A 16,329-nucleotide genomic window follows, 5' to 3' on the forward strand; every position below is an offset into this window, starting at 1 on the left:
AGATAATTTGTTGAATCAATAGCTCATTCATTCGAAATGAGCGTTTTTTGCGTGCAATGATCGATTTGAAGGCTACACAATTTCTTTGTTGTTTTTTTAAAAGATCGCATTTCAAAAAAAGGAAATAAAAGCTTACGTGGTGAATTAAATAATAAACCCCTGTATTTCGAGAACAAGTCGGCCTGCACAAAAAAAAGGAAAGCAGGTGAACTTGTGTCGGAAATCGACAGCAGTACCCTTGAGAAAAGCCGTGATCTCTTAAAGCGTGCCCATGAATCGGGTGCTTCTGACCTTCACTTTACGCCACGCGAGAAAGACACACTGGTTGAGTTAAGAATTAATGGCTATCTTTATGAACTCAGCGTCCTTAAGCCCAGTTCTGCAGAACAAATCATCAATCATTTTAAATTTTGTTGCGGGATGGACATTGGCGAACGCCGTCTCCCGCAAAGCGGAGGTATGCGGGTTGTGATTAATCACGATCTTGTATATTTGCGCGCATCGATCCTTCCCACCCCAAATAGAGAAAGCTTAGTGATTCGGCTGCTTCCTCAACAAACTGAACTGCCCATTGATGATTTAACTGTATTTGAAGAAGCCAAGAAAGCTTTATGCTCGCTCCTTTCCTATGATAGCGGGTTGATTCTAATTTCAGGGCCGACAGGATCCGGGAAAACAACCACGCTCTATTCAATCCTTTCAACCTTGCAGCGTCGTTTTCGCGGCCGTGTTATTACAATTGAAGATCCGATTGAAAAAAAGAACGATGCCTTCGTCCAAATGGAAGTTAATGAAAAGGCACATTTTACTTATGCAGAAGGCTTCCGCGCCTTGCTGCGCCATGACCCGGATATTATCATGATTGGTGAAATTCGTGATGAAGAGACAGCAAGGATTGCGATTCGTGCAGCATTAAGCGGCCATCTTGTGCTGTCGACCGTACATGCATCAAATGCCGTAACAACGCTGCAGCGAATGGCCGAATTGGGGATCGCTCGTTTTGACTTGAAAGAGACATTGGTTGCGGTGATTGCAGAACGGCTTGTCACCATTCAATGCCCGAATTGCGGGCAAGTGTGCGGCCCTGAATGTCCACATCGGCATCACCCAAAACGAACCGGTTTATTCGAAATTTTAGCGGGAATGCCACTTCATGATTATTTATCCGGTCGGCAGTCGCGCACGGCTTCGCTGTCCTACAAGACAATTGAAGATTATTTAGAAGAAGGAATCGAGACCGGTTGGATTGCGAGAGACGCGGCGGGGAAGGGTGCTAAGGATGTTCTTTCAGAAAAATTTGACTAGGAAGCAGCAGGCGCAACTGCTCATCAATCTTGGAGAATCGTTAAATTATGGATACTCACTCAATGCGTCACTGCGCGCACCGGTTGGGCATCGCTATGAACGCGCGTTTCGGACGTATTTGCAGAGTCAATTGAGATCCGGGAAAAGGTTGCACGAACTGCTTCGCGCGTGCCGGTTTCCGGAGGAGGTAGCAAGCGCCATCTATTTTGCTGAGCGAAGCGGCCATTTATCTAAGGCACTATTGGAGAATGGAAAGGCAATGCAGCGCAACGAAAAGTATGTGCAGTCGCTGCGACGAGTCATGCGTTATCCACTTTTTCTCGTGTGGATGTTTGGATTAGTATTGTTTGTCATTGGCAAATTTCTTCTCCCGAACTTTATTCAGCTCTATCGATCCATGTCCTTGGAACTTCCGGCAATCACAAAAACGATGTTATACTTGGCTAATCATTTAACGGAACTTCTTGTTGTTGGTACGTTTTTTCTTCTTCTGCTCGTCATCAGCTACGTTTTTGGCCGCCGGATTGACCTCTTGTTGCGGTTACAGTTTGCTGCTCGTCTTCCCATTCTGTCACAATTTATTCAGTTGTATTACACCCATCAGCTTTCTTTTCAACTCAGCAGTCTTTTACGGTCAGGGTTAAGCATGAAAGAAGCCATTTATATACTGTCTGAAAATAGGACTTCAATTTTTTTGAAAAGAGAGTCAAATCGCTTAAAAGAAGCATTAACTCAAGGGCATGCGTTAAGCAGTACCCTTGCCGATGCTTCCTACTATTTGCCTGAATTAGCGATGATGATTGAACAGGCAGCCTTTCAGGAATCGCTTGGTGATGCACTGCATCGCTACAGCATCCGGTTAATGGATCGGATGGAACAGCGCTCTAAATGGCTGCTGTCTCTTTGTCAACCGACACTTTTAGTCGTCATTGGTGGATTAATTCTCCTTCTGTTTCTTTCCATATTGCTGCCGGTATTTCAAATGATTAATGGTCTTTAATTAAGTCTGGCAGGAAGGCGGCCGATTGAAGAAAAAAAAGACCGGCATTGATTAATGTGACTTTTATTTGCGGTTGATATTGTTCTTTTAATGCTTGCTTCTCCTGAACATAACGCTCCGGTTTTTCTTCTTGATGTTCATAAAAAGCGTTAAGCAGCTGCAAGTCCTTGTCCCATCGCGTGGCAGCGTGATCGGCCCACTCGAAGTTTTCTTTTTGCAGTTCGGACTCGATAAAATGTTCGATACGTGCAAGTCCGCTTTTGATGGTGATCAGCGGACGAAGTGTATAACAATAGTCCGGGAGCTTTTGACTCAGATGTAAGGTGTTAAGTACCGACTGAAAGCCCTCAATCATTGTTCCATTTATTAATTGCAGCCCCATAGAACAGATACGGTCTTTCTTTAAATCGCATTGATAGCTTATTTTCATGTTTATGCAAAGCCATGGCTCCAGCGCAGGAGACAACTTATTTGCAAGGACTTGATACATGCGAATATAGCGACCCATTTTTTCTGACGCGTCAAGTATCTGATGTAGACGCGGGGAACCGGAGTGAATAAACTCTCCTTCTTGAATACGATCGCTGAACCGAAAATTGAGCACAGCGGTCTCCGGCTCTGCACCGATCTGTTCAATATAGTGCCAATAAAAAGGGCGGTTCATCAATAATTTGTCCATTGCTTTTGTAAGTTTGACTTTTAATTGATCGTGATCGTCCGCAACAGGGAGCAGTTCACACTCAGAGCTTGAAAAAAAACGGTTAAGAAAGTCATGAATTTCCGCCTGCTGCATGAGAATCACCTTCAGATAAATGATTTTGTTCAAAATTGATGACGCTGCTTAAATTGTCCAGCTTCACTTTAATTTCTCCCTCAGATTCGGATTCTTCGAAAATATGGGCCACTTGTTTGTCGACATCCTTAAGATCAATATGTGTAAGAATTCGATCCAAATCGCCAATGACCTGTTCGAACAGATGTATTTTATTGTAGAGCAGGTTCAATATGTGGCTTTCCACAGTCCCGCGCGTAGCCAGGTTATAAATATGAACATCTTTTTCCTGCCCCAATCGATGAATACGGCCAATTCGCTGTTCAATCCGCATTGGATTCCAAGGTAAATCATAGTTAATCAAGTGGCTGGCAAATTGAAGATTGATTCCTTCGCCGCCCGCCTCAGTTGCAACCAATACTTGTACTTTGTTTTGAAAGAGCATCCTCATCCAATCTTTTTTGCTGCGCTTAAACCCGCCATTAAACGGAACCGATGAAATTCCGTTTTTTTTCAGAAACCATTGCAGGAAAAGCTGCGTGGCTCGGTATTCGGTAAAGATAATAACCTTGTCATTAATTTGTTGGATGAGCTCTAATGTTTTCTTCGCTTTGGCATTTTGCTTAATTGCATTCATCTTTTCAAAAATAGGATGCCAAAGTCGCTCATTCATTGGACATGCTGTTTCTTTATAGATTTTGTTCAAGGTTGTAAAGGCGGCTTCTCTGCTGCTGCACGCCTCGCGTTGCAAAGTGAGCAGCGAGAAGGGCTGAATAAGTCCTCTTTCCTTTAGTTCGAAAAGGCTGTCGTAGAAGGCTTTTTCCGCCATTGAAAAAGGAATATCATACGCCTTAACAATTCGCTTCGGCCAGCGAAGGCCGGTATCTTCGCGGCGGTTTCGCACCATCACCTGATTTACCAGTGCTTTAAGTTTTTCTTCATTTCTCACGGCATGGCTTCCGGATTTATAATTCTTGGCGAAACTCTCAGCATCACCTAAATAGCCGGGCTTGAGAAGCGAAACGAGATAGAAGATTTCGCTGAGCCGATTCTGTATCGGGGTCGCTGTGAGTAAAAGACAGAATTTTTTCTTGAGCGATTGAACGAATTGATAGTTTTTTGTTTTGTGATTTTTTAATTTATGTGCTTCGTCAATAATGATCAAATCATAATCTTGGTCAAGTACGATGTCGCGATGTGGTTCGCGTTTTGCGGTATCAATTGAAGAAACGACGACATCGCACTGACTCCAAACGTATGTCTTCCGCTGCGGTACAGCAGGAATATAAAACTTGGAATTCAGTTCTGAAACCCATTGAAGCACTAAGGATGCAGGAACAAGAATCAACACTTTCTTAACCAGTCCGCGGATCATATATTCCTTGATAATAAGCCCTGCTTCAATGGTCTTTCCCAGACCGACTTCATCAGCGAGGATCGCCTTTCCATGCATCTCCTCAATAACGATTCGAGCGGTTTCAACCTGATGAGGATGAGGCTTTAAAAGCGGAAGTCTGCTTGGCGCGATTAATCCGTGAAATGTGGGGACGGTTCTTTCCTGTTCAGCAAGGTAGGCGAGCGAAAATAGTTCGGATTTCGCCCATGGCCCATCTTCTTCAATATGTTTAAAAAATGATTCATACCAACTTCTGTCAAAGTGAATGATTGGTTTCATCGGCTGCACCTGTACATGTTAAAAATTTGTGAACAAGGTATTGCGAAGTTCACAGAGAAAATGTTAGGATAACACTGTTAGTATGTACCGTAATGACTTGAGTTAAACGATGATGAATTGAATGAATTGCGGATGACGTTATGGGGAGAGACTGCTACGAAGCAGTCGCCGAAGGAGCAAACGTACAGTGAATCTCTCAGGCCCAAGGACCTATAGCGGACGCACCTCTGGAGAGTGCCACGGGGCTACCAAAGGGGATACCGCTTTTACTCAGGTGGAGCGATAAACTTTCAGGTATCAGGGACAGGGGAAGACACAATGTGTCTTCCCCTGTCTTTTTTTGCGCAACTTCAGTGCTTTCCATCATTTAGTCAATGATCATAGGCACACTAACAAAATTGAGAATGGGCGGAGGGAAAAGTCGAGATGCCGGATTTGAAAGTTACGCCGCTTTACAATTATTATAAAAGTCAGAATGCAAAGTTAATTGACTTTGGCGGCTACCTATTACCAGTCCAAATTACTGGAATCAAAAACGAACACCATGCAGTACGAACAGCCGCAGGTATTTTTGATGTGTCGCATATGGGTGAGTTTGGTGTTGAAGGCGAAGGCGCGCAACAATTTCTTCAAGAAATGATGACAAATGATGTTGCGAAAGCGCATCCAGGCGATGCACTTTATACCGCGATGTGTTATGAAGACGGCGGTACTGTCGATGACTTGTTAATTTACTGTTTCGATACGAAACATTACCAACTGGTTGTTAATGCAGCAAATATTGATAAAGATTTTAATTGGCTCTCCGAACATGCTCCTCAATCGATAAACGTAACCAATCGATCAGAACAAATCGCTCTGCTCGCAGTGCAGGGTCCTCAAGCGCTGAGTAGTGTACAGAAGATTACGGACTATGATCTGGCAAGTATAGAACACTTTAAATTTGCAAAACACGTTTCTTTAAATGGTATAGACAGTCTTGTTTCGCGAACGGGATATACTGGTGAAGACGGGCTTGAACTCTATTGCCCATGGGATCAAGCGTGCAGCATCTGGAATGCATTGCTTGAAAAAGGAGCATCCGATGGACTTATCCCATGCGGTTTAGGTGCGCGCGATACGCTTCGTTTCGAAGCACGTCTGCCGCTCTATGGTCAAGAACTTAGTTCCACGATTTCGCCTTTGGAAGCTGGAATTGGTTTTGCGGTGAAAACAAATAAGCCGATTGACTTTATTGGCAAGCAGGCGCTTATTACACAAAAAACAGGAGGATTAAAGCGCAAAATTGTTGGTCTGAAAATGATTGATCGAGCAATTCCGCGATCCCATTATAAAGTTTATGCAGGAGACAAGGAGATCGGCGAGGTTACTACCGGGACGCAGGCACCAACAATTGGCAAGAATCTCGGTCTTGCTTTGCTGAACAGTGAGTGGACGAAACTCGGTACAGAAGTTGACGTTGACGTACGCGGCAAACGAAAAAAAGCTAAAATCATAAAAACCCCTTTTTATAAGAGATCTTAAGGAGGAAATTAAATGTCAGAGTTTCGCTACTTACCGTTAACTGAAAAAGATCGACACGACATGCTTGATGTCATTGGGATTAATTCCGATGAAGCCTTGTTTGCCGATGTTCCTGAAAAAATTCGCTTCAAGGGAGAATTGAATCTAGAATCCAAATTGTCCGAACCGGAATTAATTCGTTTTTTCTCTGCACTTGCGAAAAAGAATGCAAGTACAACCGAATACGCATCTTTTCTTGGCGCGGGTGTCTATGACCATTACATTCCGTCTGTCGTAGACAGTGTGATTTCACGTGGAGAATTCTACACGGCTTATACGCCTTATCAAGCGGAAGTTTCCCAAGGAGAGCTTCAGGCAATTTTCGAGTTTCAGACCTTGATTTGTGAACTGACCGGAATGGAGGCGGCAAACTCATCGATGTATGACGGATCTACGGCCTTAGCTGAAGCTGCGCTGCTTTCAAATGGTGTGACGCGTAATAAGAAAGTGATCGTGTCTGAATCCGTTCATCCGGAATACCGAGAGGTGCTCGCTACCTATGCGCACGGACGCGGCCTTGATGTTGTCACCGTACCGATGAAGGATGGGGCAACAGATCTTGAAGCCCTTGAAGCTGCAACGGATGACGCTACCTCATGTGTGATTGTGCAGTATCCAAATTTCTTCGGACAAATTGAACCGATGAATGAAATCGAACAAATTGTCCACCGCGTGAAGCGCGCACATCTTATCGTCTCAAGTAATCCGCTCTCATTAGGACTACTTACACCGCCAGGCCGTTTCAAGGCCGATATTGTTATCGGCGACTGTCAGCCACTTGGTATTTCCGAATCCTTCGGCGGCCCGCATTGCGGTTATTTTGCAGTAGCGAAAAAATTAATCCGCAAAGTGCCTGGTCGGTTGGTCGGAGAGACCGTTGATGAAAAGGGACAGCGCGGGTATGTGCTGACGCTCCAAGCACGTGAACAGCATATTCGACGCGAGAAAGCAACCTCCAACATTTGTTCGAACCAGGCCTTGAATGCGCTGGCTTCTTCCGTAGCGATGACGGCCTTCGGAAAGAAAGGAATTCGCGAACTGGCAAAGCAAAATATTCAAAAGGCTCACTATGCGGCTGAGCAGTTTCAGAAATCTGGGATTAAGATCGTTACAAATCAGGCGTTTTTCAATGAATTTGTGATCGACTGCGGGCGACCTGTTTCAGAAGTCAACCATGAATTGTTTGCTCAAGGCATCATTGGTGGGTACGATTTAAGTAAGTCCTATGAGGGTTACACGAATAAGATGCTCGTTGCGGTTACCGAAATGCGATCGAAAAACGAGATTGACCAATTTGTTAAAGCGCTTGGAGGGATTTCAGTTGGATAATCAAAATCAGCCGCTCATTTTTGAACGCAGCAGAGAAGGAAGAGTAGCGTTTAGTCTTCCTGAACTTGATGTTCCGGAAAAACCGCTTACCGAATTGGTTGGTGAAGCGTATCTGCGTCAAGACGAACCACATTTTCCAGAAGTTTCAGAGCTTGAGCTCATCCGCCATTATACCGCCTTGTCTCGTAGAAATTTCGGAGTTGACAATGGTTTCTATCCGCTTGGTTCGTGTACGATGAAGTATAATCCAAAGGTGAACGAACAAGTTGCGCGACTTGATGGGCTGACGAAAATCCATCCGTATCAGGATGAACAGACGGTACAAGGCGCACTTGAGCTGTTGTATCGCCTTCAAGAAAATCTACAGGAAATAACAGGAATGGATGCCGTTACCCTGCAGCCCGCTGCAGGTGCGCATGGCGAATGGACCGGATTAATGATCATTCGCGCGTATCACGAATCTCGCGCTGATTTCAAACGTACCAAAGTTATTGTTCCGGATACCGCACATGGTACGAATCCTGCTTCAGCGGCAGTAGCGGGATTTGAAGCGGTGACTGTTAAATCAAATGAGAATGGTTTGGTTGATTTGGATGACCTAAGACGTGTTGCTGATGAAACAACAGCAGCACTGATGCTCACGAATCCGAATACTTTAGGGCTGTTCGAGACGCAGATACAAGACATTGCAGAGATCATTCATGAAGCAGGCGGCAAGGTTTATTACGATGGTGCAAACATGAATGCGATTATGGGTGTCACTCGTCCGGGTGATATGGGCTACGACGTTGTTCATCTTAATCTTCATAAAACATTCACTGGCCCGCACGGCGGTGGAGGTCCGGGATCAGGTCCGGTTGGCGTTAAAGCCGACCTAGCATCGTTTCTTCCAAAACCGTTGATTATGAAACGTGAGAACGGATCCTTTGGATTAGACTTTGATCGACCGCAGTCCATTGGACGTGTTAAGGCTTTCTATGGCAATTTTGGAATCAATGTCCGTGCTTATGCCTATATTCGCACGATGGGCGGCAAGGGGCTATTTCAAGTGTCTAAAGATGCCGTTCTGAATGCAAACTACATGTTAAAACGGTTGTCCGGCTACTTTGAAACACCGTTTAAGCAGCTGTGCAAACATGAATTTGTATTGTCCGGAAGCCGGCAAAAGAAGTTAGGTGTCCGCACTTTGGATATGGCGAAACGATTGCTCGATTTCGGTTATTACCCGCCGACTATTTATTTCCCGCTTCTTGTTGATGAGGCACTCATGATCGAACCAACGGAAACGGAATCCAAAGAAACTTTGGATGCATTTATTGATCATTTAATTGAGATTGCAAAGGAAGCGGAATCCGCACCGGAAAAGGTTCAAGAAGCGCCGCATCAAACCGTGATCGGCAGATTGGATGAAACACGTGCGGCGCGTCACCCGGTACTTCGTTATGTAAAGGAATAACGAAGTGCTGATCGATAAAAACAAAGGTGTGGCTTCCTAAAAACAGGGATAATTTACGAAGGCTTTTAGAAGCGAGTGTTTTGTGCCCTAGCATGTGTAATGGACTCGTGTCGTTTCGGTTAATCGCATCAACAGGTGGCGACCGCGGGGCCCGAGTACCTCCGCTTTGATTCTCGGCCAAGACACTGGTCTATTGGTTTGAAGATGGGCAAAATCATAGACTTTCTTATTCTTATCCTGCAAAGAAAACGAAGACCCAACCCGCATGCTGATGCGGGTTGGGTCTTCGTCTTGTGACGGTTAAACGGTTGTTCGATTATCCCTTTTTTACGCGGCCGTTCCATTTCTTAAAGCCGCCTTCAAGTTGGTAGAGATTTGAATAATTCATTTTTTTAAGTACAGCAGCGGCACGTGCACTTCGTGTACCATTGCTGTCATACAAGTAGATCGGCATATCATGACGTACTTCAGTGTGGCGCATCTTCAACTGGGTCAGCGGAATATTACGCGCACCAAGGATATGACCATTTTTGAATTCATTCGGTTCCCGGACATCGATTAACTGAGCTTTACGATAGCCTGCCCGAAAATCGACGTCGGATAATGTGGTAAGATAGCGACGCTGCATAAATCTGGCGATAAAAAAATAACCGAAATATGCGGCGATCATTGCAACTAAAATAATCCAGCCCATGACTCGTCGTCCTCCTAATTCATTTCACATTTTATTATAACGATTTGTCTCAATTTATGAAAGGTATGAAACCGGTCCAAGTGACGTTGATTCCGCTTTCCGGGTGCCGACAAATTCTTGTTTTTTAAGGAGTGTTATAGTAACATGAGTAAGAAAAGATGAAGTGGTTAGGGGGAGACACGATGTCGCCTACTCCGAGTATGGAAGACTACATTGAGAGAATTTACTGGCTGATTCAAGATAAGGGCTATGCAAGGGTTTCCGATATAGCGGAAGCACTTGATGTTCATTCTTCATCAGTAACAAAAATGGTTCAGAAATTGGGTAAGGATCAATACCTTATCTATGAAAAATATCGCGGCTTTATTTTGACGCCTAAGGGCAAGAAAATGGGGAAACGGTTAGTGTATCGGCACGAGCTTCTCGAGGATTTCTTAAAGCTGATTGGCGTACATGAAGAAAATGTTTATAAAGACGTTGAGGGTATTGAACATCACTTAAGCTGGGATTCTATTGACCGAATCGGCGATGTTGTTCAATATTTCGAAGAGGATCCGAAACGTGTCGCACAACTATTGGAAATAAAGGAACGAGCGGACGAAGAAGAATGAGTTTTGCTGAGACCGGGAGATGAAAATCTTCCGGTCTCATTTTGCATGTGCGGTCATCTAATGGTAGTAGGGGGGATCGCGAGTGTACATTGATCTTGTTTTCTCGGGCGGCGGAGTTAAAGGTTTTGCGTTTGCAGGCGCTTTGCGCGTGCTTGAAAACGCGGGTTATCAGTTTAAGCGGACAGCAGGTACGAGTGCAGGTTCGATTGTTGCAGCCCTTGTTGCAGCAGGCTATACAGCTGAGGAATTAAAACAAATCATGGCCAATATGGACACTGATAAACTTATTGAACCAACGGCGCATATTCGCTTCCCAATTGTTAAATGGATGCGTATTTACTTCAAAATGGGCTTATTTCCGGGTAACCATCTTGAAAAATGGATGAACACACTACTTCGCGAAAAAGGGATTGAGACGTTTGCAGATCTCCCTAAAGATCGGCTGAAAATCATTGTCTCAGACGTGACCAAAGGGCGGCTGCTTGTCATTCCTGATGATTTAAAAGACTATGGACTTGATTCGCTCCATTTCTCAGTAGCACGTGCGGTGCGAATGAGTTGCACCTTGCCTTTCTTTTTCGAACCGGTTCCACTTTATGATGCGGATGGAGTGAAATCGCTGATCGTTGATGGAGGCATCCTAAGTAATTTTCCGCTTTGGATCTTCAATCGCGGCGAAGCGCTTCCTGTGCGGCCGTTTGTCGGTTTGCAGATTGTCGATAACGAATCGCAGAATCTAGAGAAGAAGAAAATCAGAAATGCGGTTGAACTCTTTCGCGGTTTATTTAATGCGATGCGGGAAGCTCACGATGAACGCGCAATCGATAAATTTAAAGAATCCAACATTATTGGTTTGCCTGTAGATAAAGTAACAACAAAGAATTTCCAAATATCTGAAAAAGAACGGGAACGCTTGTTTCAAATTGGTGCGGACAGCGCCGAACAGTTTCTCAAGAAGTGGTCCTATTAGGGTTCGTAGAAGCACTGCATGGATCATGCATCATCATGTTTTCTCAGCACATAATAAGAGCGCCTCAAAGTCATAGGACTTATGAGACGCTCTCTTCTTTGGATATGTTTTGAAAAAAGTTAAAATAAGAGTCGTTTTCTTTTCTTATTTTTTCGGCCTTCGATAACTGTTAAGTGACTTTGTTTTTTTGCTTTGTGTGCGTTTCGCGTGTAGGCAGAGTGAGCGTTGTTTTTAATCACCTTAAACTTGGGTGAGGTCGAGCGCAGCATATGCGTTTTATGATGCAATGAAACGATTTGTCTTTTTCTTCGCGATTGACGCGCTGCTTTTTTATAACGCGTCTGATCTCCATTACCGGTCCATTCTGCCAAACGTCGGAAAAAGAACAGACCAATGATCATTATAAGTGCAATGATGAACAATTGGGTTAGAATGACTGTCTTTTGACTTGGCATGAACATAGAAAGCAGGCCGAATAGTCCGAGACCTCCAATGATTACGAAGCCTAATGAATAGAGAAACGTTTTCACGGACACTCACCTCCGTTAAAATTAGAGCACTTGTCGTACAAGTGACTGTTTTTGCTCAATGTCTTTTTCTTTGCGTCGCATTTCTTTAAAGGCATAGATTCCAATTTCAATCTGCTGATCGTCAGGTTCCTTTGTTGTGAGCAACTGAACCCAAAGTCCCGGATAACCGAGCCACTTCAGCACAGGAATATGGCGGACCTTATTCGTTAATCGAAGAATTTCATAGGCAAGACCCAAATCCAGTGGAATCAGTGCGATTCGGGAAAGGAGTCTAAGCGTCAGCGGTTCTGCAGGTACAAAGAAATAAAGGATGATGCTAATGATCGCAGTGAACAGGATATAGCTTGAACCGCAGCGATAATGGAGCCGTGAATGTTTTCTTACATTGGCTACCGTTAAGTCTGCGCCGCTTTCAAAGGTATTAATTACTTTATGCTCTGCACCGTGATACTGAAACAGTCTTTTCATCATCGGCGTCAAAGAGACAAAATAAACATAGCCGACGAGAAGCAGAATCTTGAAAAAGCCTTCGAGCAGAACCTGAGCGACAGTTCCCGAGATCACCGGTTCAAATAAGCTTGCCGCAAAAGCCGGGACAAGTGTGAAAACAAATTTTGCAAACAAAAACGATAGGATGCCTAGTGCAGTCAGTCCAATGATTGCCTCAAGATTAAAGCGCTTCTTTGTTTCTTCTTTCTTAATCACATTCGGATCTTCATCATACACCTCAGCTGCATAATTGAGGTGCTTTGTGCCAAGGGCACTGGATTCAATAATAGCTGCAATGCCGCGAATCACTGGAATTTTTCGAAACGGTGCAAGCACACGCATTTCTTCTTTGGGTACTTCAAAATAGGTGACGGATTGATCATTCCGGCGCACAGCAGTTACTGTTGTGTGCTTGCCGCCCATCATGACACCTTCAATGACCGCCTGACCACCGTATATAGGAAGAATTTTATCCATTACCTAATCAGCCCGCTTCTCATCAATGATTTGTTTTTCCCTGTTACTTATTCTTATTCTACCCGAATTCACTTAAAACCTCTAGATATGTACCCCTTTCTGTTCATTGTTTTCTAGATCAATATTTTTTTCGACCGTGTTCATTTGACTTTTTCAATGAATACATGATTCTCCATAAAGAAGAGCATACTTCATGGTAACTATTCTTATCGTGAGGGGGTTGCAATGATGGCAAAACGCAGGAGAAAGACGAATAAAAAAGCGAAGCATTCATTTGCCATGTCGCTCGGGCGTACAGCGGTAACCGGTTTATTTGGCGGACTGTTTTGGGGTTTGATCGGATTCCTATGCTATTTGCTGAATTTTTCAAAGGTTGGTCCGTCCTTGATCTTCGCAATGTTTCCTTACTGGACAGGGAGGAACTCAGTCTACGGGCAGCTGCTTGCTGTTGCGGCCATGTCTCTACTCTCTGTTTTAATCGCAGAGCTTTATTTATTTACCTTCAGCAGAATTAAATCGATGTGGTTCTCGGTTAGTTTTGGTATTTTATTATGGTTTATTGTCTTTTTCTTGTTTCAGCCGTTTCTACAGGGTCTACCTGAACCTGCCCGGCTTGGCTGGAATACGACAACAACAACACTCTGCCTTTTCGCGTTGTATGGATTGTTTGTTGGGTACTCGATTTCTTTTGATTTTGAGGAACAAACAGGAGGAAGCAACTATTCAAATCAATAATGCTGTGGTAAAATGTCAAGAGTGAATTTGTCTGCGCGCCTCGTTAGATTAGGCTGAAAAAACCTTGATCAACACGTTTTTCTGCATTTATTTCCTTAGTTTAAAGGAAATGATGCTTTTTTCATGAGTGTGGACATGAACGTTTTACAGACATAGTTTTTACTATTTTTTTAAAGACTGGCGCGGATGAGCCTGCGGCAGCGGTGTACTTAAAGGAGGAAGCTTATGATTTCTGTAAACGATTTTAAAACAGGTTTGACCATTGAAGTGGACGGCGATATTCTTTCTGTTATCGAGTTCCAGCATGTTAAACCTGGAAAAGGTGCGGCGTTTGTTCGTTCAAAGCTGAGAAATCTGCGTACGGGGGCCATTCAGGAAAAAACGTTCCGCGGCGGCGAAAAAGTGAACCCGGCACGGATCGACAACCGTAAAATGCAGTATCTCTATTCAAGCGGCGATACGTATACATTTATGGACATGGAAACTTACGAACAGTTGGATCTAGATGCAAGCCAAATTTCTGAACAACTCAACTTCTTGAAAGAAAACATGGAATGCAACGTGCAATCGTATCAAGGAGAAACGCTTGGTGTTGCTTTGCCCAATACTGTTGTTCTCGAAGTTACTGAAACGGAACCTGGCATTAAAGGAGACACGGCTTCCGGCGGTTCGAAGCCGGCAACGCTTGAGACCGGTTATGTCGTTCAAGTACCGTTCTTCGTTAATGAAGGAGACAAGCTTGTGATTGATACGCGCTCAGGTCTTTATGTATCCCGAGCATAATCAAACCTATCAATAACTCATGCATGAACAGCATACTTATGAACAGTCTCTTCTGAGGCTGTTTTTTTTTTGCCCGCACTGACAAACGAGTCGGACAATCTGTGCGTTCAATTTGTTGGCACACAGCCTCACCTCGAATCAAGCATATTGTGTACAAGCGGGCATATATTTTGATAGAAAACAAAAAGCAGTGAAGCATTAAGATCCGAGGTGGCTCATTTGAAACAGATACTCTCCTACCTTCCTGAACCGATGCAGCAAATTATTCTTCGGATGACTGAAACAGAGCGCAATGCGCTTGAAGAGATTCGCTGCCGCACAAAATGCCCGCTTGAACTGATTATTTCCGGCAAGCGGTGGATGCCGCCGGAAGGTGTCACAATGCCGATTTTCCAAAAAGAACAGGCCAGACACATGTTGCAGCAATTAGCCAAGTATTCGCTCTATACCTTGGATGAGGAACTTAGACGCGGCTATGTAACCATCCCCGGCGGCCATCGAATTGGGCTTGCCGGCCATGTCATTACAGAAAACGGACATGTCCTTCGCTTAAGAGATGTTACCTTTTTTAATATTCGATTGGCCAAACAAAAGGTCGGAGCGGCACTTCCGCTCGTTCCTTATCTCTATCAGCGCAATCGCTGGTTCAGTACGTTGCTCATCGGCGCGCCTCAAACAGGAAAAACAACGATGCTGCGCGATTTGGCACGGCTTGTTAGTGAAGGGATACCGGATCGTTATCTGCCGTCGCGAAAGACAGCGATCGTTGATGAACGTTCTGAACTTGCAGGATGTGTTGATGGTGTTCCGCAGAATCGTTTGGGCGTTCGCGCAGATGTGATGGATGCGTGCCCAAAGGCGGAAGGGATGATGATGATGATTCGTTCGATGAGTCCTGAGGTGCTGATTGTCGATGAGATCGGCGGAGCTGAAGACACGAAAGCATTATTAGAAGCATTAAACGCCGGAGTTGCCGTCATGGCCAGTGCACATGGATTCACTTTTGACCAGCTTCTCCACCGCCCGTCGATTCGGCCGTTGATTGAAGCACAGTTGTTTGAACGATATGTCATTCTTTCTCGGCATAACAGTGCGCAAAAAAATGGTTGCCGGTTGACGATTCTTGATCGAATGGGAAGAAAGATGTCTGCCACAGAGGAGATGTGGCAGTGATTCATTTAATCGGGGCGACGCTGATTGTTTTTGCATCGACTGCAACTGGGCTGCTTCTTGCCAAGCGTTACCGGGATCGTCCAAGAGAAATCAGACAATGGCGTTCCGCCCTACAATCAATCGAAGCAGAAATCGTTTACGGTCGAATACCCGTTGATCAAATGGCCGAAGATCTTGCCTTACAGATGCCGCTGCCGCTATCAAAGTTCTTTCATACCCTTCATGATCAGATGAGCGGTGAGCATTTGCCGCTGCAGACCGCGTGGAGCCGTTCAATCGAACGGTATTGGCCTGAAACGGCGCTGAAACGGCCGGAGAAGGAGATCATGGTCCAATTTGGGACAACACTTGGAACTGAGGATGCGGAAAATCAGAGGAAGCACATTCAGCTTGCATTGGCGCATCTTGAACGTGAAGAACAGGAGGCGCGCCAGTCGCAAAAAGCAAATGAGAAAATGATTCGCAGCTTAGGCTTCTTGGCGGGAATTCTTATCGTTCTACTGTTCTTATAATAGGTATTTAAAGCAAGCAATCTGGCGCGGAGTGAGAGGAGGAAGTCCCATGTCACTCGATGTAAATACAATATTTCAAATTGCCGGTATTGGCATTATCGTAGCGATGATCCAAACGGTTTTGAAGCAGATGGGAAAAGATGATTGGGCTCAGTGGGTGACACTGATTGGTTTTATCGTCATTCTCTATATGGCGGCAACGCTGATCGATGATCTATTTGAACGAATAAAACAAGTATTCCTTTACATGTAGTG

General features: G+C 44.5%; 17 protein-coding genes and 1 riboswitch. Of the genes, 12 read left to right on the plus strand and 5 right to left on the minus strand.

Translation table 11 applies throughout. The features are described from left to right. Nucleotides 1–213: 213 nt before the first annotated feature. Both comGA and comGB read left to right on the plus strand, forming a co-directional pair. Complete coding sequence (gene comGA / locus SIN01_RS04090; protein WP_010023213.1) at nucleotides 214–1,305, plus strand: competence type IV pilus ATPase ComGA; 1,092 nt, start codon at nucleotides 214–216, stop codon at nucleotides 1,303–1,305. Further along, nucleotides 1,280–2,305 carry a competence type IV pilus assembly protein ComGB gene (gene comGB / locus SIN01_RS04095; RefSeq protein WP_010023214.1) on the plus strand — a complete coding sequence of 342 codons (1,026 nt, stop codon included), beginning with the start codon at nucleotides 1,280–1,282 and terminating at the stop codon, nucleotides 2,303–2,305. Before comGA ends, comGB begins: the two co-directional genes overlap by 26 nt. Here comGB and SIN01_RS04100 read toward each other — a convergent pair. Together SIN01_RS04100 and SIN01_RS04105 are read right to left on the minus strand one after the other, a co-directional pair. Continuing rightward, nucleotides 2,292–3,098, minus strand: coding sequence for a YqhG family protein (locus tag SIN01_RS04100; protein WP_010023216.1), 807 nt, complete (start codon nucleotides 3,096–3,098; stop codon nucleotides 2,292–2,294). The genes comGB and SIN01_RS04100 overlap by 14 nt on opposite strands. After that, complete coding sequence (locus SIN01_RS04105; RefSeq protein ID WP_010023217.1) at nucleotides 3,076–4,752, minus strand: DEAD/DEAH box helicase; 1,677 nt, start codon at nucleotides 4,750–4,752, stop codon at nucleotides 3,076–3,078. Before SIN01_RS04105 ends, SIN01_RS04100 begins: the two co-directional genes overlap by 23 nt. A 132-nt stretch (nucleotides 4,753–4,884) precedes the next feature. Continuing rightward, nucleotides 4,885–4,974, plus strand: a riboswitch (glycine riboswitch). A 204-nt stretch (nucleotides 4,975–5,178) separates the two neighbouring features. Here SIN01_RS04105 and gcvT point away from each other — a divergent pair. From gcvT to gcvPB, 3 genes are read left to right on the plus strand one after another with little or no spacing between them, the layout of a single operon-like run. Continuing rightward, nucleotides 5,179–6,276, plus strand: a complete 1,098-nt coding sequence (gene gcvT / locus SIN01_RS04110) for a glycine cleavage system aminomethyltransferase GcvT (protein WP_010023219.1) — start codon at nucleotides 5,179–5,181, stop codon at nucleotides 6,274–6,276. Between the two features lie 12 nt (nucleotides 6,277–6,288). After that, nucleotides 6,289–7,644: an aminomethyl-transferring glycine dehydrogenase subunit GcvPA gene (gene gcvPA / locus SIN01_RS04115; protein WP_010023220.1), complete on the plus strand. Its 1,356-nt coding sequence runs from the start codon at nucleotides 6,289–6,291 to the stop codon at nucleotides 7,642–7,644. Beyond that, nucleotides 7,637–9,100, plus strand: coding sequence for an aminomethyl-transferring glycine dehydrogenase subunit GcvPB (gene gcvPB, locus SIN01_RS04120; RefSeq protein WP_010023222.1), 1,464 nt, complete (start codon nucleotides 7,637–7,639; stop codon nucleotides 9,098–9,100). The genes gcvPA and gcvPB overlap by 8 nt, the downstream gene beginning before the upstream one ends. 316 nt (nucleotides 9,101–9,416) lie before the next feature. Here the strand turns inward: gcvPB and SIN01_RS04125 are convergent, their stop codons facing one another. Next, on the minus strand, nucleotides 9,417–9,794 hold the full coding sequence (locus SIN01_RS04125) for a rhodanese-like domain-containing protein (RefSeq protein WP_010027739.1): 378 nt from the start codon (nucleotides 9,792–9,794) through the stop codon (nucleotides 9,417–9,419). A 182-nt stretch (nucleotides 9,795–9,976) separates the two neighbouring features. Between SIN01_RS04125 and mntR the strand changes: the two genes are divergently transcribed. Then, on the plus strand, nucleotides 9,977–10,405 hold the full coding sequence (mntR, locus tag SIN01_RS04130) for a transcriptional regulator MntR (RefSeq protein WP_010027738.1): 429 nt from the start codon (nucleotides 9,977–9,979) through the stop codon (nucleotides 10,403–10,405). An 82-nt stretch (nucleotides 10,406–10,487) separates the two neighbouring features. Continuing rightward, nucleotides 10,488–11,375 carry a patatin-like phospholipase family protein gene (locus tag SIN01_RS04135; RefSeq protein ID WP_010027737.1) on the plus strand — a complete coding sequence of 296 codons (888 nt, stop codon included), beginning with the start codon at nucleotides 10,488–10,490 and terminating at the stop codon, nucleotides 11,373–11,375. Nucleotides 11,376–11,494: 119 nt separating this feature from the next. On the opposite strand, the gene SIN01_RS04140 is transcribed toward SIN01_RS04135, so the two are convergent. Next, the gene (locus SIN01_RS04140) at nucleotides 11,495–11,905 is read right to left on the minus strand and encodes a hypothetical protein (protein WP_047034771.1); all 411 of its coding nucleotides are present in this window, start codon (nucleotides 11,903–11,905) and stop codon (nucleotides 11,495–11,497) included. A gap of 21 nt (nucleotides 11,906–11,926) precedes the next feature. Continuing rightward, nucleotides 11,927–12,871 (minus strand): DUF1385 domain-containing protein, encoded by a 945-nt coding sequence (locus SIN01_RS04145; RefSeq protein ID WP_010023442.1) that lies wholly within the window; start codon nucleotides 12,869–12,871, stop codon nucleotides 11,927–11,929. Between the two features lie 225 nt (nucleotides 12,872–13,096). On the opposite strand from SIN01_RS04145, the gene SIN01_RS04150 reads away from it, so the two are divergent. From SIN01_RS04150 to spoIIIAC, 5 genes are all read left to right on the plus strand, one after another. Then, on the plus strand, nucleotides 13,097–13,606 hold the full coding sequence (locus SIN01_RS04150) for a YqhR family membrane protein (RefSeq protein WP_084688879.1): 510 nt from the start codon (nucleotides 13,097–13,099) through the stop codon (nucleotides 13,604–13,606). 225 nt (nucleotides 13,607–13,831) lie between these two features. Continuing rightward, on the plus strand, nucleotides 13,832–14,389 hold the full coding sequence (gene efp, locus SIN01_RS04155) for an elongation factor P (RefSeq protein ID WP_010023440.1): 558 nt from the start codon (nucleotides 13,832–13,834) through the stop codon (nucleotides 14,387–14,389). A 219-nt stretch (nucleotides 14,390–14,608) separates the two neighbouring features. Continuing rightward, on the plus strand, nucleotides 14,609–15,562 hold the full coding sequence (gene spoIIIAA, locus SIN01_RS04160; protein WP_010023439.1) for a stage III sporulation protein AA: 954 nt from the start codon (nucleotides 14,609–14,611) through the stop codon (nucleotides 15,560–15,562). After that, nucleotides 15,559–16,074, plus strand: coding sequence for a stage III sporulation protein SpoIIIAB (gene spoIIIAB / locus SIN01_RS04165; RefSeq protein ID WP_010023438.1), 516 nt, complete (start codon nucleotides 15,559–15,561; stop codon nucleotides 16,072–16,074). The genes spoIIIAA and spoIIIAB overlap by 4 nt, the downstream gene beginning before the upstream one ends. A 49-nt stretch (nucleotides 16,075–16,123) precedes the next feature. Further along, nucleotides 16,124–16,327, plus strand: a complete 204-nt coding sequence (gene spoIIIAC / locus SIN01_RS04170; RefSeq protein WP_010023437.1) for a stage III sporulation protein AC — start codon at nucleotides 16,124–16,126, stop codon at nucleotides 16,325–16,327. Nucleotides 16,328–16,329 lie beyond the last annotated feature (2 nt).

Source organism: Sporolactobacillus inulinus (genome assembly GCF_006539285.1).
Lineage (GTDB): Bacteria > Bacillota > Bacilli > Bacillales > Sporolactobacillaceae > Sporolactobacillus > Sporolactobacillus inulinus.